The sequence below is a fragment of the Sanguibacter gelidistatuariae genome (genome assembly GCF_900096585.1).
Taxonomy (GTDB): domain Bacteria; phylum Actinomycetota; class Actinomycetes; order Actinomycetales; family Cellulomonadaceae; genus Sanguibacter; species Sanguibacter gelidistatuariae.
This window is the reverse complement of sequence record NZ_FMYH01000001.1, coordinates 303,548-321,394: the sequence shown is the minus strand read 5'-3', so window position 1 is coordinate 321,394 and position 17,847 is coordinate 303,548. Positions and strand designations below refer to the sequence as shown.

The window sequence follows — 17,847 nt, the reverse complement described above, 5'->3', positions numbered from 1 at the left end:
GCTAGCCGAGCGGCCCGACCAGCCCAGCGCCGAAGGCGAACAGCGGCACCTGACCGTCTCCGACGTTGATCGGCTCCTGATCCGCCGTGGCAGGCCAGCTCACCGGCAGGGTCCCGGTGGGGTCGACCGTGCCGAGCAGCACGTCGGTCACCCCGGCACCCTCGCTCCCGGGCAGCCAGGCCGCCACGACCGCGCTTGCCCATCGCTCAGCCCCGCCGAGGTCGATCGGGCGACCGGAGATGACAACAACGACTGTCGGCACGCCCGCGTCGCGCAGCGCCTCCAAGGTGGTCACGTCCGCACCGGTGAGTCGCACACCGTCGGGCCGGTCGCCCTTGAACTCCGCGTACGGGCGTTCGCCCACGACCGCGATCGCCACGTCGATCTCGCCTGCGATCTCCGCGACGGAGTCCGCGGTCATCTGGGGCCGTGCGGTGACTGTGCCCCCGGCGTCGGCCGCGGCGAAGGCGTCCTCGGTGGCCTCGAGGATGGTCGTCCCCTCGATCGTGTCCCCGCTGGATCCCTGCCAGGTGATGGTCCACCCCCCTGCCTGGTTTCCCAGGTCGTCGGAGCCGGATCCGGTGACCAGCACCCGGGACGACGCCGCGATCGGCAGCCCGCCGTTGTTGGTCAGCATGACCTGGGATTTCGCGACGGCCTCGCGGGCCAGGGCTCGGTGCTCATCGCTCCCGACAGTCGCGAACAACGACCGGTCGGTGAGCGGGGACTCGAAGAGCCCAAGCTCGAACTTCTTGGTGAGGATCCTGCGGACGGCATCGTCGATCCGGTCCATCGGCACGTCGCCGGCCTCGACCGCCGCGGTGAGGTCCGCGATGAAGGTGGCGTACGCGGTGGGCACCATGACCATGTCGATCCCGGCGTTGACGGCCCGGGCGACCTCGGCCTGGTCGAACCCGGCGACGCCGTCGATCTGGTCGATGCCGTTCCAGTCGGAGACGACGATCCCGTCGAAGCCGAGCTCGCCCTTGAGGAGGTCGGTCAGCAGCGCGGGGCTGCCGTGCACCTTCTCACCGTTGACGCTCGAGAAGGAGACCATGACCGAGGCGACGCCGGCCTCGACCGCGGCCCGGTAGGGCGGGAGGTAGGTGGCGCGCAGCTCGGCGTCGGACAGCACGGCATCGCCCTGGTCCGTGCCGCCGGACGTCCCGCCGTCGGCGATGAAGTGCTTGGCCGTGGCCAAGATCGAGGTGGGCGAGCCGCCCAGGGTGTCCCCCTGGTAGCCGGTGATGATCGTGGCCATCGAGGCCACCAGGGCCGGGTCCTCCCCGAAGGACTCGTAGCTGCGGCCCCAGCGGTCGTCGCGGACGACGCACAGGCACGGGGAGAAGGTCCAGTCGATGCCGATCGCGGCGACCTCCTCGGCGGTCGCCTGCCCGATCTTGCGGACCAGCTCCGGGTCTCGCGTGGCACCCAGCCCGATGTTGTGCGGGAAGACGGTCGCACCGTCGAGGGCGTTGTTCCCGTGCACGGCATCGATGCCGTAGAGGATCGGGATGCCCAGCGGCGTGTGGGCCGCAGCCGTCTGGAACGCGTCGTACATGTCCGCCCACGCCTGCGGGGTGTTCGGCACGGGACTGGACCCACCGCCGCTGAGCACCGAGCCGAGCCGCAGGGTCGTCACGGTCTCGTTGGTCACGTCGGCCCGCTCGGCCTGGGTCATCTGGCCGATCTTGTCGGCCAGGTCCATCCGGGACAGGAGGTCCTCGACCCGCTCGCCCGCGGGGAGGGACACATCGCGGTAGGGGGCGTCCGACGACGCGGCCGTGGTGGGCGTGCTCGCTTCCGGCGCGCAGCCCGAGAGGGCGGAGAAGGCGAGAACCAGGGCGAGCGTGGCAGCCTGGCGGGAGAGCGGGAGCGCATCCATGGGAGAACTGTGACACAGGACACGTGTGCTAGATGTGCTGATCGGAGACGTTGAGACGCACGTGTGGCTCCGACCTCACGATTACGCCTGCTTCGGCAGGGTGAGGATCTCGGCCCCGTCGTCGGTGATGGCGATCGTGTGCTCACTGTGTGCTGTCCGGCAGCCTGTCGCACTTCGGAGCGTCCACCCGTCGGCGTCAGTGATGAGTTCGGCGGTGTCCACCATGACCCACGGTTCCAGTGCGAGGAGCAGCCCAGGGCGCAGTGTGTATCCACGGCCCGGCCGTCCGGTGTTCGTGACGTGCGGGTCCTGGTGCATCGTCGATCCGATGCCATGACCCCCGAACTCGGTGTTGATCGGATACCCCGCCTCGCGCAGGACCGAGCCGATGGCATGGGAGATGTCGCCGATGCGGGCACCAGGAACGGCAGCCGCAATGCCTGCGGCTAGTGCGCCTTCGGTCGCGTTGATCATCGCGACGCTCTCGGGGGGCCGTGAGTCGCCCACGATGAAGCTGATGGCAGAGTCTGCGGCGAGTCCGCGGAGGGAGACGGCGAGGTCGAGCGTCAGCAGGTCGCCGTCGGCGAGCGTGTAGTCGTATGGCAGTCCGTGGAGCACGGCGTCGTTGACCGACGTGCAGATGTAGTGGCCGAACGGCCCGCGTCCGAACGATGGCGCGTAGTCGACGTAGCAGGACTGTGCGCCGGCGTCGGTGATCATGGCCTGGGTCCACCGGTCGATGTCCAGAAGGTTCGTGCCTACCGTGCTGCGGCTCTTCAGCGTCTGCAAGATGTGAGCGACCAGCGCGCCTGTCTCTCGCGCTCGCGCCAACTCAGCGGTGTTGAGGATCTCGATCATGAGGCGTCTCTCTCGCGCGACCAATAACTATCCCGGCCATACTATCCCGGTACCATTGGGGCCATGGTCAGACTGCCACTCACACCCGCCGAGATCGAGCGCGGACAGCGCCTCGGTGCCCTGTTGCGTCGCGCCAGGGGAGAGCGCTCGATGCTCGAGACCGCGCTCGCTGCACGCGTCTCACCGGAGACCCTCCGGAAGATCGAGACTGGCCGCGTGGCGACCCCGGCCTTCCCGACCATCGCGGCGATCGCCGATGTGCTCGGCCTTTCCCTCGATGCGGTGTGGGCCGAGATCCACCAGCCCGAACGTTGCGACGAACCGACCAGCTCTGGTCGGTTCGCACGTGAGCGGTTGGCCTCGTAGGTCTCTGACCTGCAGTGCGCCCGAGGCTAGAGAAGGCAGAAGGGACCACCCACGGGTGGTCCCTTCTGCCCGCTCCGATCGTCAGGAGATCGTCGTGGATGCCACGATCTCCTGGCGCAGGTCGTGGACGAGGTCTCCGGCCTCGTCGGCCGGGGTCAGCCTTGCGGTGAAGTCGATCGGCGAACCGGCCTGGTACTTGAAGTTCGCGCCGTTGGAGAAGGTCTCGCCCGGGGCCCACGCGAAGGGGGCCTCGAAGTCGCCGGTCGGTGCGATCGAGGAGGCGGTCACGTCCATCTCCTCGAACTGGGCACTGTCCACGATCGAGTCCATGCCCTGCATGTACGGCCAGTCGGCGTATCGGGGAGACATGCTCACGAGGGAGTACGTCAGCGGGATGACCTCGGAGCTGGTGTTCGTGAAGACGTAGTTGACGTAGACGATCTCGTCGCCTGTGTCGATGATCGGGGTGTTGGTGTCCGGGTTGACGAACTGCCCGGTCTTGGACGCCACCGCGGTAGAGACCTGGTAGATGTCGACCGTGAAGTTCGAGCCGGTGACCGTGGTGAGCAGGGTGCCCGGGGTGGTGGTCGGGATGGCCCAGGCCGGGGACATGCCGTCGCCGGATGCCTCAGGTGCGTCCGTCGTGGCCTCCTCGGTCGGGGTCGCCTCGTCGGTGTCGTCCGGGGTTACGTCCTCAGTGGGCGTCTTGGACTCGGTCGACACGCGGGTCGACGTCTTGGCCGAGTCGCTGTCGCTCGAGCAGGCGGTCAGGCCCACCACAGTCAGCGCGGCGACGGACAGGGTGGCGATGCCACGGGAGATGCGCATGAGAGTGCTCGCTTCGGTTGATGGTCCGGGTCGCTCTCGACGGTAACGAACATCGGCCATGCTTATCGGCGATTGCGATGGTGAGGACTCCCCATCCGATTCACCCGATCGGGCACGTCGGAGCGCGATCTTCCGCGTGATTCAGCGCCTGTGCCACCGAGTGCGACCGAGTGCGACTGGGCAGCACGACGGCCGCCTGGGGACTTCTCCCCGGCGGCCGTGGCGTTGCTCGAGCTGGTTGCCCAGCTGGCGCGAGCACTACCCGAGGGCGTCGCTCACCAGAGCCTTCGCGGCCTCCTGCACCTCGGCGAGGTGGGTCGGGGAGATGAAGGACTCGGCGTAGATCTTGTACACGTTCTCGGTGCCGGAGGGGCGGGCCGCGAACCAGGCGTTCTCGGTCGTCACCTTGAGGCCGCCGATCGCCGCCCCGTTGCTCGGGGCGGTCGTGAGCTTGGCCGTGATGTCCTCGCCCGCCAGGGTCGAGGCAGTGACCTGCTCGGGGGAGAGCTTGGCGAGCGTCGCCTTCTGCTCGAGCGTGGCGGGCGCGTCGACCCGTGCGTACCAGGACTCCCCGTACTGCTCGACGAGGGCGGCGTGGTGCTCCGACGGTGACTTCCCGGTCGTCGCGAGGATCTCCGAGCCGAGCAGGGCGAGCAGGATGCCGTCCTTGTCGGTGGTCCACACCGAGCCGTCCTTGCGCAGGAAGGACGCGCCCGCGGACTCTTCCCCACCGAAGCCGACGGAGCCGTCGAGCAGGCCGGGGACGAACCACTTGAAGCCGACCGGGACCTCGTCCAGGCGCCGCCCGAGCCCGCCGGCGACCCGGTCGATGAGAGCCGAGGATACAAGCGTCTTGCCGATCGCCGCCGTGGCCGGCCACCCCGGCCGGGCGCCGCCGTAGAGATAGCTGATGGCGACCGCGAGGTAGTGGTTGGGATTCATCAGACCGGCGTCGCGGGTGACGATCCCGTGCCGGTCGGAGTCGGCGTCGTTCCCGGTCGCGATGTCGTAGGGGGCGCCCGCCTCCATCGCTCGGACCAGGGAGGCCATGGCATACGGGGAGGAGCAGTCCATCCGGATCTTCGCGTCCCAGTCCAGCGTCATGAACGCCCAGCGTGGGTCGACCTGCGGGTTGACCACCGTGAGGTCGAGCCCGTAGCGCTCGCCGATCGCGCCCCAGTACTCCACGGACGCGCCGCCGAGCGGGTCGGCGCCAATCCGCACACCGGCGGCGCGGATCGCGTCGATGTCCAGGACCGTGGCGAGGTCGTCGACGTAGGCGACGAGGTAGTCGTGGCGGTGCGTGGTCTCCGCCTCGAGCGCCGTCTCGAGCGACACCCGGCGCACCTGCCCGACGCCGCTGCGCAAGATCTCGTTGGCGCGATCGGCGATCCAGCTGGTCGCGTCGGAGTCGGCGGGCCCGCCGTGCGGCGGGTTGTACTTGAAGCCGCCGTCCCGCGGCGGGTTGTGCGAGGGGGTCACAACGATCCCGTCGGCCCGACCGGGCCCGGTGGTCTGCACGCCCGAGGTCGTGCTCGCCCCGTTGTGCAGCAAGATCGCGTGAGAGACGGCCGGTGTCGGGGTGTAGGAGTCACGGGCGTCGACGTAGGTCTGGACGCTGGCCGCGGCGAGCACCTCGAGCGCCGTCTGCCACGCGGGAAGGGACAGGGCGTGGGTGTCCCGGCCGATGAACAGCGGGCCGTCGGTGCCCTGAGCCTGCCGGTACTCCATGATCGCCGCGGTCGTGGCGATGATGTGCGCCTCGTTGAAGGCGTGGTCGAGGCTCGACCCGCGGTGCCCGGACGTGCCGAAGACGACCTTCTGCGCCGGGTCGTCGACGTCGGGGGAGAGGTCGTAGTAGGCGCCGACCACGGCGTCGACGTCGATGAGGTCTTCGGGGAGGGCAAGGGTGCCTGCGCGCGGGTCCATGACCCGATCTTGCCACCGCGGGACGGCCAGGGCAGCGCGGCGCACCCGCGCGGCGAGGCGTCAGGGGGGCGCAGGGCCGGCGTCGGGCAACACGGCGCGGATCGGTGCCGGTACGCTCGTGCCATGGCTAAGAACACGACCCCTGAGTTTGTGCTGCGTCCGTTCGAGGGGATCGCCGGCGAGCCCGACCTCGTCGCCCTGCGTGAGGTGGTGCCCGCGGCGACCGCGGTCGCCCGCACCACCAAGGAGCACGGCGCCCGCGAGATCACCTTCACGACCGTCCTCCCCGGCGGCTGGCCGGCCCTGCACCGCGCCGACGGGACCATCTTCGTCGCGCTGCAGACCAATGCCGGCTCCGGCGACGCGAGCCGCGACCTCGCCCAGGCTGCCCTGGACGCGTTCGACCTCGAGCCCGGCCAGTCGCTGACGAGTACCGGCCTACCCGGCCCGGGCCCGCGCCTGCAGGACATCCTCGACCTGTCAGTTCCGCTCGAGATCACCGTCCAGGACGGCTTCGACTACTGGTTCGACCCCGCCGAGCCGCTCGCGGCCGAGGTGCGCGAGTCTCTCGACGAGGCCAACTCCACGCTCATCGAGACGGTCAAGCTCTCCTCCGTGGAGAGCGCGTACTGGTGCCGGATGGGAGCGCGGGAGTACCTGCGCTGGGCCATGCCCTTCGACGAGGACACCGTCATCAGCGCGGTCGCCCGCCTGCACGCCAAGCGTGAGTCCGGCTTCGCCGGGTCGAAGTTCCTCGGCGCCTTCCGGTCCTCGGGCATCGTCATCCCCGTCTGGGAGCTGCCCAAGGGCTCCGAGGCCGAGGACATCGAGAAGGCCGTTGCGGCCTTCTGGCCGACCCTGCAGGCCGAGCTCGCCAACGACGCACCGCTGGGGGCCGACGAGCGTCGCGCCCGCGCCGGCATCGTCTCCCGCCAGATCACCCTGCGCTGACAGGTCGACGGGTCTGACGCTCTGACGGGTCGACCGGCGGCCCCGGTGTCCATACGGTGCGTGCTCTTGAATACGGGGCGTGTGTTCAAACACGCGCACCGTATTCAAGGGCACGCACCGTACTTGTGTCGGGTGTGGGTGGGAGCAGTCGGAGGAGCGCGGGAGGTCACGTCGGGGCCAGCGGTACTCAGGCAGCCAACTGACCGGACTCACCTGGTGCGGAATGGGGCGCGAGCGCGGCGTGGTGGGCGATGAGGTAAAGGATCGGCCGGGCGACTAGGGTTGGCGTTGTGATAGGTGAGCCAGTGGCCAAGGATGCAGCGGTGCCCACGAACGACCGCGCGGACAAGGTCCTCGTGCACGTGCGCCGCGCAAAGTCGGCATCCGCCCACCTCACCGAGCGCGAGCGGGCCCGCCAGCGGGTCGCCGTGGTCATCCCGGCCAAGGACGAGGCCCGCCGCATCGCCGCAACCGTCCGCGCCGCGAAGGCCATCCCCCACGTCGACCTCGTGCTCGTCGTGGACGACGGCAGCGAGGACAACACGCAGGACGTCGCGCGCGACGCCGGGGCCGTCGTCGTGCGTCACTCCCACAACCGGGGCAAGGCCGCCGCGATGGAGACCGGCGCCGCCGTCGTCGCGATGCGGGATGCCCCCGGGCGTGCCCCGCGTCTGCTGCTCTTCATCGACGGGGACCTGGCCGAGACGGCCGTCAACACCGCGCCGCTCGTGGCGCCGGTCCTGGACGGCCACGCCGACATGTCCATCGCGCTGCTGCCGCCCCAGCCCGGGGCCGGTGGACGCGGGATCGTCGTCGGCGCCGCCCGCCGGGCGATCGCCTCGATGACCGGGTGGACCCCGACCCAGCCGCTGTCGGGCATGCGCTGCCTGACCCGGGAGGCCTTCGAGGCTGGGACCCCGCTGGCCCTCGGCTGGGGGGTCGAGACCGGCCTGACGATCGACCTGCTGCGCCTCGGCTACGTCGCCGTGGAGGTGCCGTGCGACCTGCGCCACCGCCCCTCCGGGAGCGACTTCCGCGGCCAGATGCACCGCGCAGGCCAGTACCGCGACGTGCTGCTGGCGATCAACGCCCGCAAGGTCCGTGCAGTCGGTGGCGCCGTCCGCAACCTCACGACCAAAAAGAAGCCCTGACCCACCCCGCTCCCCTCCGCTGAGTGCTGGGTTTTACACGCGAAACGCCGTGTTTCGCGTGTAAAACCCAGCACTCACGGGTGTGGTCGGACTTGCGTGCGGGACTTCGCGCGCAGGGTGAGCATCCATCCCGCGTAGGTCGCCGCGATGAGCGGCACGAGCACGGACATCCCCACGGCTAGGATCACCACGCCCGAGTCGTTGACCAGCGTGCCGATGCCCAGCGCGATGCCCACGCTGATGACCCCGGGGGTGAACATCGGGGCGTCCGTGGTGATCTGCTTGAGCGGTGCACCCTCGGTCAGCCAGCTGTACGGCTCGGAGTCGGGCGCCTTGCTCGCCGCCCGCAGCGGACGAGCCAGCACGAAGAGGATGACGAGCAGGCCCGCTACGCCGACGAGGGCGAGGGGGTTGGAGAAGGTGGCGATGTTGGACTCCACCTTGCGCACCAGCACGTCCCACAGCCCGCCGTCGAGGACCGTGTCGACGAAGGCGCCCAGATGGGTGCGTTCGGCGGGCGGCCGCAGCCAGTCGAGCACCGCGAAGCCGATGACGACGACCGCCCCCGCCCCGAGCACGCCGACGACGCGCTGCCAGGTGACCTTGAGGCCGGCGGCGAGCAGCGCGAGGATCGCGAAGGCTGGGACGAGCGCGGGCGGGCCGCCGAAGTCGGCGCCGATCCCGGGGGCGCCGTCTAGCAGGACGGCGACGGCGCCGATGGCCAGCACGGCCACGGCGGCGAGCCCCCGCCGCCCGCGTGAGACGAGCCAGTTGCTCACGGCCGCCGCGAGCAGCAGCGTGGTCGTCGCGAACAGCGCGAAGGCGGTGTTGTTGAAGCCGTAGAAGCGACCGGCGACGGTCGACTGGATGCCCATGAGCGCCGAGACCTGCAGGTGCGCACCGGTCGCGACGTCGACCGCGAGGACGACCGCCGTGAGCGTGGCGACGATGACGACCGGTCCGAACAGCCACGTGCGCCACGGCGGCAGGACCGCGACGGCCGTGATCGCCGCGATCCAGGCGAGGATGATCGCGGTGAGGGCGAGGGACGGCGTCGACGCGCGCCACCAGGGCGCGAGGTTGGCCAGCAGGGTCGCCACCGGGATCGCCGCGATCGCGATGCCAGCTGCCCGCAGTGCGGTGAGCACGACGACGGGGGCCCGGCTGAGCACGGGCGCGAGCCGGTCCGCGAGCCCGTGCAGGGCGCCCGGCCTGGCTGGGGCCCGCACGGGCGGGGTCGCGGAGCTGCGGGCGATCGCGTCGACGAAACGGCGGCTGAAGCCGAGGGACACGGCCGCGAACAGCAGCAGGTTGACCACGCAGTACAGGAGGAAGAACCGCTCGATCAGCGGGGCGGTGGCCAGGGCGTGCCGCTCGGCGTCGACGAGGGCGTCCACTCGCGCCGCGGCGGATGCTCCGGAGGCGTCGGAGGTAAACGGCGACCCGACGAGCGCGCTGCGCGGCAGGTCGTCGGTGAGGTCGAGCAGCCGTGCCAGGGTCGGCAGCACGTCCGTGGTCTGCACAAACCCCGGCTGGCGCGTCGAGCGGGAGGTCAGGGTGCCCACCGGGGTGCCGTCGCCGAGCATGGCGGCGATGTTCAGGCGCGAGGTGGTCGCCGGGTCGGAGACCGAGGCAAGAATGACCGTCGTATGGGCGAGGGCGGGGTCGTCGGCCCGCAGCGAGGCCAGGATCGTCGCGACGTTGTTGTCGATCGTGGTGACGTCCTGGGCGTGGATCATGTCGGAGGTAGGTTCCAGCTCCTCCTCGATCCCCGGCTCGACCTCCTCCCCCTCCTCCTCCGTGGGCGTGTCGGTGGCCTCGGGATCGACCGGCTCGGGCGGCACCTTGAGCTCGGTCGCGTAGCCCAGCCGCCGCGCCGATCCGGAGTCGACGACGATCAGCCGGGAGGACTCCAGCGCGGTGGTCATCGAGTCGGCCAGGTTCGCGGTGGGCGGGATCGGGGTGGTGCCCTGGGCAGTGGCGAGGTAGTCGCCGGCGACCGTCCCGTCGGTGGTGGACAGGGCGATCGCGGCGCCGGGGCCGATCGCCGTGGCGGGAATCCCGGCGTGGGCGACGGCGTCGCCGAACGCTCCGGGGACGGCGCTGAACGACTGGTCGGCGACCTGGGTGAGGTAGTCGTCCCAGGCTGGGACTGCGGGAGCGGTCCCGGTGTCCGCGTTCTCGAGCAGCCGGCACGGGATGGACTTGGCGTTGAACTCGTCGGCGGCCCGATTCCCGGCGGACAGGGCGAGCCAGCCGTCGGCGGGGCAGGTGGTGCTCCGGACGCTGCGGACCACGAGGTTGCCGATCGAGCCGTCCTGAGCCAGGCTCCATAGCGCCGGCGTGCCAAGCTCGGAGACGTCGTCCCAGGTCACGCCACCGGTGCCGATGAGGACGACGCGGTCGCCGACCGGAGCGGGCGATGCGGTGTCGGCCGTGGTCGCTCCGGTGCCCGCAGTCCCCGTCGTGGTGGCTGTCGTCCCCGCGGAGGCGAGCGCGGCGCTCGGGGCGACCAACGGACCGAGCAGCAGCACGCCTGCCATGAGCAGCCCCGAAGTGGCGGCGCGCAGGCGTGGGAGGGCGCGGCGTCGGGCAGGGGAACTCAGGTGGTGGGGCACCGGATCAGCCTAGATGCCACGACGCGTGCCCGGCCGCTCAGGCAGCAAGGGATGCGGTGGGCCGTGTGAATCCTCGGTGAAGGCCGACCCCCAGAGGGCTGCGCGCCAGCCCGGTCGCGGCCGACGACCTACTTCGAGCTGAGACGCGGGACAGGTGCCCGCACGATGAGCGCACCCGGATCCACCCAGGTGCTCACGTCGATGGCCCGCCCGAGCACGTCGCCGTCGACCTGGACCTGCTCGCCCTCGCTCACGTGCAGCTGCACCTTCTTGGCGCGGGTGTGGTCGATCCGCCCGATCTTGTTGGGCAGGTCGTTGGTCACCCCGAAGCCCTGCATCATCACCTCGCCGAACAGCTGCGCCCAGCCCATGATCCCGCCGCGGGTGTCGATCGCGGCGATGTCGTGGATGCCGTCGTCGATCACGGCGTCGGGGATGAGCGTGATGCCGCCGGGCAGCCGCCCGCAGTTGCCGACCATGAGGCTGCGCAGCCGCGCGGTGACCGGCGGGCGGTCGTCGAGGGTGATTACCATCTCCAGCCGGCGCCCGTGCAGGTGGCGGAAGCCCGCGAGGAAATAGGCCACCCAGCCCACTTTCGACTTGAGGTTCGCGTCGGTGTCGGCGACCATCGCGGCATCGAAGCCGAGGCCGGCGATGACGAGGAAGATGTGGTCCTTGGTGTCCGCTGGGGCCTGCGACTCGTCGTCCTTCTTCCCCGAGCCGTCCTTGGTCGGGGCCGGCCGGTCGACCCGGAGCCAGCCCACGTCGATCGCCCGGTCCATGCCGTGGAGCGCCACATCGAAGGCCTCCTCGCGGTCTGTCACCGAGATGTCGAGGTTGCGGGCCAGCAGGTTCCCGGTGCCCATCGGGAGCAGGCCCATCGGGCGTCCCGTCCCGACCATCGCCTCGGCGACCGCGCGCACGGTCCCGTCCCCGCCGACCGCGACCACCACGTCCGCGCCACGGGCCAGCGCCTCCCGGGTCTGGCCCACGCCCGGGTCATCGACGGTCGTCTCGAACCACAGCGGCTCGCGCAGGTTCTCCGCCGCGCACCGCGCGACGACCGCGGGCCGCAGCTGACCCATGCCGTTCTTCGACGGGTTCGCCACGAAGGCCAGCAACGGCCCGACCGGTCCGGCGGGCTCCGTCGGCGCGGCGTCGTCGGCTGCGTTCCGCGCATCTTCCGCCGTGCGCAACGCGCGCTGCTGCCCGACGACGACGAGCGCCAGGCCGATCGCCACGAGGGCGACGACGGTTGCCACGACGAGCAGCCACACTTCCAGTTCCATGGGTTCACGGTAGGCCCTGCGACCGGCCGCGGGGCCGTGTGTGCCCACAGGCGCGCGCGGGTCGATACTCTTGCACTGTGATCGATCTGCGTGTAGTTCGCGACAACCCTGACCTCGTCCGTGCAAGCCAGGTCGCCCGAGGGGACGACCCGGCCCTCGTCGACCAGGTGCTCGACGCCGATTCCCGGCGCCGCAGCGCCCTGACGGAGTTCGAGCAGCTGCGCGCCGAGCAGAAGTCTCTCGGTAAGGACGTGGCCAAGGCGCAGGGCGAGGAGCGGACGGCGCTGCTCGCCCGCACCAAGAAGATCGCCGAGGAGGTCAAGGGCCTGCAGGCCGAGGCCGACGAGGCCGAGGTGGCGCTCGGCGACCTCACCCGGCAGATCGCCAACATCGTCGAAGGGGCTCCTCCCGGCGGCGAGGCCGACTTCATCGTGCTGCGCACCGAAGGCCGCCAGCGGGACTTCGCGGCCGAGTACGGGGCCGACTTCGTCCCGCGTGACCACCTCGACCTCGGTGAGCGCCTGCGCGCAATCGACACCGAGCGCGGCGCCAAGGTCTCCGGCGCGCGCTTCTACTACCTCACCGGCATCGGGGCGCGTCTCGAGCTTGCGCTCCTCAACGCCGCGATGGACCAGGCCTACCAGGCCGGATTTACGCCGATGATCACCCCGACCTTGGTCAAGCCGGAGATCATGGCGGGCACCGGGTTCCTCGGCAAGCACGCCGACGAGATCTACTACCTGCCGGCCGACGACCTGTACCTGACTGGCACGAGCGAGGTGGCCCTGGCCGGCTACCACTCGAACGAGATCCTCGACCTGTCCGCCGGTCCCAAGCGCTATGCGGGCTGGAGTGCGTGCTACCGCCGCGAGGCCGGGTCCTACGGCAAGGACACCCGCGGGATCATCCGCGTGCACCAGTTCCACAAGGTCGAGATGTTCAGCTACGTCCCCGTCGAGGAGGCGGCGGCCGAGCACGAGCGCCTGCTGGCCTGGGAAGAGGCCATGCTCGCCAAGGCCGAGCTGCCCTACCGGGTGATCGACACCGCGGCTGGCGACCTCGGGTCGAGTGCCGCCCGCAAGTTCGACTGCGAGGCGTGGCTGCCGACCCAGAACCGGTACCTCGAGCTCACCTCGACCTCGAACTGCACCACCTTCCAGGCTCGCCGCCTGGGCATCCGAGAGCGCACCGAGTCGGGGGAGACCCGCCCGGTCGCGACGCTCAACGGCACCCTGGGCACCACCCGCTGGATCGTGGCCATCCTGGAGAATCACCAGCAGGCCGACGGCTCCGTGCGTGTCCCCGAGGGCCTGCGGCCCTACCTCGGCGGGCTCGAGGTGCTCGAACCGGTCGACGCATGACCATTGGTCTGGGGGACGCGCCCGGGTGCGCCCTCGGCGACGGCGACCGTCTTGACCAGGGCAGGTCGTCCCTGTTCCAGACGCGCGCTGGCGACCAGCTGCTCGTCGCCCTCGACGTCGACGGCACGCTCATGACCTATGACGAGTTCCTCTCCGACGAGGTCCGTCAGTGCGTCGCGGACCTCCGTGCGGCCGGCCACCAGGTGGTGCTCGCCACGGGCCGCCCGCTCGTCGCGGTCCTGCCGGTCGCCCGCGACCTCGGCATCGACGAGGGCTGGGTGGTGTGCTCGAACGGTTCGGTCACCGCGCGGCTCGACCCGAGCGCCCCGGGCGGCTTTGTCCTCGAGCACGTGGTCATGTTCGACCCGTCGCAGGCGCTACGGGTCATGCGTGAGCACATGCCGCTCGCCCGGATCGCCCTCGAAGAGGTCGGCGTCGGGTACTGGATCGACGACGTGTTCCCCGACAGCAACCTGCACGGGCTGAACACGATCGTGGCCTTCGAGGACCTGTGCGTGCGCCAGACCGCTCGCGTCGTGGTCGCCCATGCCCGCACCGCCGGCCCCGACTTCGGGGAGCAGATGCGCTCGTTGGGCCTGATCGACACGTACTTCATGATCGCCGGGACCCGGTGGATGGATGTCGCTCCCACCGGAGTGACCAAGGCATATGCTCTTGAGCGGCTGCGCGCCGAGCTGGGCATCGACCCCGCGCTGACGGTTGCGATCGGCGACGGCGGCAACGACGTGGCGATGCTCGGCTGGGCGGCTCGCGGGGTGGCCATGGGCCACGCCGAGGCAGCCGTCATCGCGGCCGCGGACGAGGTCACCTTGTCCATCACGGACGACGGCGCGGTCCCGGTCCTGCGCAGCCTGCTGGACGTCGAGCGGGGCTGAGCGTTCGCGTGACTCCCGGATCCGGTGAACAATCGTCCCTCGTGACCCAGGGAATAGACGATGTGGCCAAGGCGGCGGGGGTGTCGACGGCAACCGTGTCGCGCGCGCTGCGCGGTCTGCCCAACGTCTCGGCGAAGACCCGCCAGCGGGTCGAGGAGGTCGCACGCGAGCTCGGCTACGTCGCGTCGCCGTCGGCGGCCAGCCTCGCGTCGGGCCGGACCCGGACGATCGGGCTGCTCACCCCCTGGGTGAACCGCTGGTTCTTCTCCAACGTCATCGAGGGAGCCGAGCGCACGCTGCGCCGGGTCGGCTACGACGCCCTGCTCTACACCTTCGACATCGCCCGGGAGCAGCCGCGGAGGGCCGTGGACCCGAGCGTCCTGCATCGTCGGGTGGACGGGATCCTCGTCGTCGGGCTCCCCCTCAGCAACGCCGAGGTCGCCTCCCTGGAGGCGTTGGGTGTCCCGCTGGCCTTCGTGGGGACCGGTCGCGACAACCACCTCACGGTGCGCCTGGACGACTACGACGCCGGGCAGTGCGCGACGGCGCACCTCATCTCACGCGGTCACCGGCTGATCGGTCACGTGACCGGGACCCCCGACGAGGAGCACTCGTGGTCGCCGCCGGCGGCCCGACACTCAGGATGGGTGGACGGCCTGCGGGCCGCGGGGATCGAGCCGAACCCGGGCTGGGAGGTCAACGGGAACTTCGACGTCCAGGGCGGACGGGCCTCGACCCATGCGCTGCTTGATGCCCATCCAGAGCTGACTGCGATCTTCGCCTCCTCGGACGAGATGGCGATGGGTGTCATCTTGGCCGCGCGGGACCGCGGGCTGGACGTTCCGCGTGACCTGTCAGTGATCGGGATCGACGGCCATGACCTCGGGGAGCTCGTCGGGCTGACGACCATCTCCCAGGACGCCTCGGGGCAGGGGCACAGGCGGCCGAGCTGCTGCTAGACCTGATATCCCGCGGGAGCGCGACCACGGGGGGTGGTCTCGTGGTTCACCCGACCCGGCTCGTGGAGCGGGAGTCGATCTCTGACGTGCGCAGATGTGACTGAATTGTTACCGTGAATACCCCCTGCAGCGGTTGCGGAATCCAGATGTAAGCGCTTGCATAGAGCGCAAGGCACGAGGCGGCCCAGCCACCTGCGGCTGTCGATTTCACCCGATCACGACGATGTGAGGATCTCAACGATGAGAAGTATGACTCGCCGCTCCTACGCGGCTCTTGCAACCGGGGCGGCGTTCGCCCTTATCCTCGCCGGCTGTTCCGACAGTGGCAACAAGTCGCCCGACGCCTCCAGCACGGGCAAGGTCGACTGCGCGGCCTACAAGCAGTACGGCGACCTCAAGGGCAAGACGGTGTCGGTGTACACCTCGATCGTCGACCCCGAGTCCAAGCAGCAGACAGACTCCTACATCCCCTTCGAGACCTGCACAGGCGCGAAGATCGCCTACGAGGGATCCCGCGAGTTCGAGTCTCAGCTGCCGGTTCGCCTCTCCGCGAAGACTGCACCCGACATCGCCTACATCCCGCAGCCTGGCTTCCTCAAGTCCCTCGTCGCCGACTTCCCGGATGCGGTCAAGCCGGCACCTCAGGCCGTCATCGACAACGCCACGAAGTACTACTCCGAGGCGTGGGTCAACTACGGCACAGTCGACGGGAAGCTCTACGCGACCCCCCTCGGTGCCAACGTGAAGTCCTTCGTCTGGTACTCCCCGAAGGAGTTCGCCGACAACGGGTACACGATCCCTACGACCTGGGACGAGCTCATGACCTTGTCGCAGACCATCGCCGACTCCGGGCGCATCCCGTGGTGCGCTGGCATCGAGTCCGGCACCGCCACAGGGTGGCCTGCCACTGACTGGCTCGAGGACGTCGTCCTCCGCACGGCCGGGCCCGATGTCTACGACGAGTGGGTCAACCACACCATCCCGTTCAACGACCCGAAGATCGTCGAGGCGCTGGCCACGGTTGGTGACGTCTTGAAGAACCCGGCCTACGTCAATGGCGGTCTCGGCGACGTCCAGTCGATCGCGACGGCCCCCTGGAACGAGGCAGGCAACGGCATCCCCGCCGGCACCTGCTCCCTGATGCGAGCGGCGAACTTCTACCAGGCCAACTGGGCCACGGACGTCACTGTCGCTGAGAAGCCGCAGGACAACGGTGTCTACGCCTTCTACCTCCCGGGCAAGACGGCCGACGACAAGCCGCTGCTCGGCGGTGGTGAGTTCGTGACTGCCTTCTCCGACCGGCCAGAGGTCCAGGCCTTCCAGGCCTACCTCTCGAGCCCTGAGTGGGCGAACGAGAAGGCCAAGGTCACCGGCCAGGGCTGGATCTCGGCGAACAGCGGCCTCGACGCGTCGCTGCTGCAGTCCCCGATCGACATCATGTCCTACAAGCTGCTCACCGACCCCGCGTACACCTTCCGCTTCGACGGATCTGACCAGATGCCTGCCGCCGTGGGTGCGGGGTCGTTCTGGACGGAGATGACGGACTGGATCGCGACCGACAAGTCCGACGAGGCGGTTCTCACGGCCATCGAGAAGTCCTGGCCCGCGAGCTGACCTGATCAGTCAGGATCGGCTTCACCTGTTCGACCAGGTCGTGCGGGGCGCCCCAGGATGGCGGCGACCCGCACGACCTGTCACCATGCAGCTGGGCAACGTCGCCCGAGCTCAGTCCCACGCGGAGGTAGAGCATGGATTGGTTCATCAACGCGGATACGACCGGCCACAAGCTTGCGCTTATGGTGGTTGCGATCGTGCTGTTCGTCGCGGTCATGGGAGCAATCCTCTTTGCTGTCGACCGCCCCAAGAAGATTCCCACCTGGGTCGTGGCGACAGGGTTCCTGGCCCCGACGGTCCTGGGGCTCGGTTTCGGGCTCGTATACCCGGGTCTGAAGACCATCTGGTCCTCGCTGTTCGACCGGCAGGGCAAGAACTACGTCGGGCTCGACAACTACATCACAGCCTTCACCGAGGAACAGTTCCAGGTCGTCCTGCGCAACACCGTCTTCTGGGTGATCACGGTCCCGATCGCGGCAACCCTCATCGGCCTCGTCTACGCGGTCGTCGTCGATCGCACACGGATGGAGGCACTGGCGAAGACGCTGGTGTTCATGCCGATGGCGATCTCCATGGTGGGCGCCTCGATCATCTGGAAGTTCGTGTATGAGTACAAGCCGAACCAGCCGGGGGTGAACCAGACCGGGCTCCTCAACCAGTTGCTCGTCTGGCTCGGGTTCGATCCCCAGCAGTTCCTGCTCAACGCACCGGCGAACACGTTCTATCTCATCGTCGTCATGGTCTGGATCCAGGCCGGCTTCGCCATGACGGTGTTGTCCGCCGCGATCAAGGCGATCCCCGACGACATCGTCGAGGCCGCGCGGCTGGATGGGTTGCAAGGCATAAAGATGTTCCGGTACATCACCGTGCCGAGCATCCGCCCGGCCCTCATCGTCGTGATCACCACGATCGCCATGGGCACGCTCAAGGTCTTCGACATCGTCCGCACGATGACGGGTGGCAACTTCAACACCTCCGTCGTCGCCAACGAGTTCTACAAACAGAGCTTTACCATCCGCGATCAGGGGCTCGGTGCGGCCCTGGCCGTGATCCTCTTCGTCCTGGTCATCCCACTGGTCATCTACAACGTCCGCCAGCTCCGACTCACCGAGGAGATCCGATGAGCGTTCCATCGACCCCGG

14 protein-coding genes are annotated in these 17,847 nt (G+C 69.6%); 8 read left to right on the top strand and 6 right to left on the bottom strand.

Annotation, left to right across the window (positions count from 1 at the left end; genetic code table 11):
- Position 1 precedes the first annotated feature (1 nt).
- Complete coding sequence (locus tag BLQ50_RS01440) at positions 2 to 1,885, bottom strand: glycoside hydrolase family 3 protein (protein WP_093180642.1); 1,884 nt, start codon at positions 1,883 to 1,885, stop codon at positions 2 to 4.
- Positions 1,886 to 1,966: 81 nt separating this feature from the next.
- A complete protein-coding gene (map, locus tag BLQ50_RS01435) occupies positions 1,967 to 2,743 on the bottom strand; it encodes a type I methionyl aminopeptidase (protein ID WP_093180640.1) in 777 nt (258 codons plus the stop codon).
- 63 nt (positions 2,744 to 2,806) lie between these two features.
- Between map and BLQ50_RS01430 the strand changes: the two genes are divergently transcribed.
- On the top strand, positions 2,807 to 3,109 hold the full coding sequence (locus BLQ50_RS01430; RefSeq protein ID WP_093180638.1) for a helix-turn-helix domain-containing protein: 303 nt from the start codon (positions 2,807 to 2,809) through the stop codon (positions 3,107 to 3,109).
- Between the two features lie 81 nt (positions 3,110 to 3,190).
- On the opposite strand, the gene BLQ50_RS01425 is transcribed toward BLQ50_RS01430, so the two are convergent.
- A complete protein-coding gene (locus BLQ50_RS01425; protein ID WP_093180636.1) occupies positions 3,191 to 3,937 on the bottom strand; it encodes a hypothetical protein in 747 nt (248 codons plus the stop codon).
- A 258-nt stretch (positions 3,938 to 4,195) separates the two neighbouring features.
- Positions 4,196 to 5,866 (bottom strand): phosphoglucomutase (alpha-D-glucose-1,6-bisphosphate-dependent), encoded by a 1,671-nt coding sequence (gene pgm / locus BLQ50_RS01420; RefSeq protein ID WP_093180634.1) that lies wholly within the window; start codon positions 5,864 to 5,866, stop codon positions 4,196 to 4,198.
- Positions 5,867 to 5,989: 123 nt separating this feature from the next.
- On the opposite strand from pgm, the gene BLQ50_RS01415 reads away from it, so the two are divergent.
- Both BLQ50_RS01415 and BLQ50_RS01410 read left to right on the top strand, forming a co-directional pair.
- A complete protein-coding gene (locus BLQ50_RS01415) occupies positions 5,990 to 6,817 on the top strand; it encodes a DUF5926 family protein (protein ID WP_093180632.1) in 828 nt (275 codons plus the stop codon).
- A 362-nt stretch (positions 6,818 to 7,179) separates the two neighbouring features.
- The gene (locus tag BLQ50_RS01410; protein ID WP_245700888.1) at positions 7,180 to 7,968 is read left to right on the top strand and encodes a glycosyltransferase family 2 protein; all 789 of its coding nucleotides are present in this window, start codon (positions 7,180 to 7,182) and stop codon (positions 7,966 to 7,968) included.
- A gap of 74 nt (positions 7,969 to 8,042) precedes the next feature.
- On the opposite strand, the gene BLQ50_RS01405 is transcribed toward BLQ50_RS01410, so the two are convergent.
- Together BLQ50_RS01405 and BLQ50_RS01400 are read right to left on the bottom strand one after the other, a co-directional pair.
- On the bottom strand, positions 8,043 to 10,586 hold the full coding sequence (locus BLQ50_RS01405; RefSeq protein ID WP_093180628.1) for a hypothetical protein: 2,544 nt from the start codon (positions 10,584 to 10,586) through the stop codon (positions 8,043 to 8,045).
- 128 nt (positions 10,587 to 10,714) lie between these two features.
- Positions 10,715 to 11,875 carry a diacylglycerol/lipid kinase family protein gene (locus BLQ50_RS01400; RefSeq protein ID WP_093180627.1) on the bottom strand — a complete coding sequence of 387 codons (1,161 nt, stop codon included), beginning with the start codon at positions 11,873 to 11,875 and terminating at the stop codon, positions 10,715 to 10,717.
- A 77-nt stretch (positions 11,876 to 11,952) separates the two neighbouring features.
- Here BLQ50_RS01400 and serS point away from each other — a divergent pair, with 77 nt between their 5' ends.
- From serS to BLQ50_RS01375, 5 genes are all read left to right on the top strand, one after another.
- Positions 11,953 to 13,236, top strand: coding sequence for a serine--tRNA ligase (gene serS / locus BLQ50_RS01395; RefSeq protein WP_093180625.1), 1,284 nt, complete (start codon positions 11,953 to 11,955; stop codon positions 13,234 to 13,236).
- Complete coding sequence (locus BLQ50_RS01390; protein ID WP_093180624.1) at positions 13,233 to 14,132, top strand: HAD family hydrolase; 900 nt, start codon at positions 13,233 to 13,235, stop codon at positions 14,130 to 14,132. Before serS ends, BLQ50_RS01390 begins: the two co-directional genes overlap by 4 nt.
- 41 nt (positions 14,133 to 14,173) lie before the next feature.
- Positions 14,174 to 15,091 carry a LacI family DNA-binding transcriptional regulator gene (locus tag BLQ50_RS01385; RefSeq protein WP_245700826.1) on the top strand — a complete coding sequence of 306 codons (918 nt, stop codon included), beginning with the start codon at positions 14,174 to 14,176 and terminating at the stop codon, positions 15,089 to 15,091.
- Between the two features lie 240 nt (positions 15,092 to 15,331).
- Positions 15,332 to 16,705 (top strand): ABC transporter substrate-binding protein, encoded by a 1,374-nt coding sequence (locus BLQ50_RS01380; RefSeq protein ID WP_093180622.1) that lies wholly within the window; start codon positions 15,332 to 15,334, stop codon positions 16,703 to 16,705.
- Positions 16,706 to 16,839: 134 nt separating this feature from the next.
- Positions 16,840 to 17,829: a carbohydrate ABC transporter permease gene (locus BLQ50_RS01375; RefSeq protein ID WP_093180621.1), complete on the top strand. Its 990-nt coding sequence runs from the start codon at positions 16,840 to 16,842 to the stop codon at positions 17,827 to 17,829.
- Positions 17,830 to 17,847 lie beyond the last annotated feature (18 nt).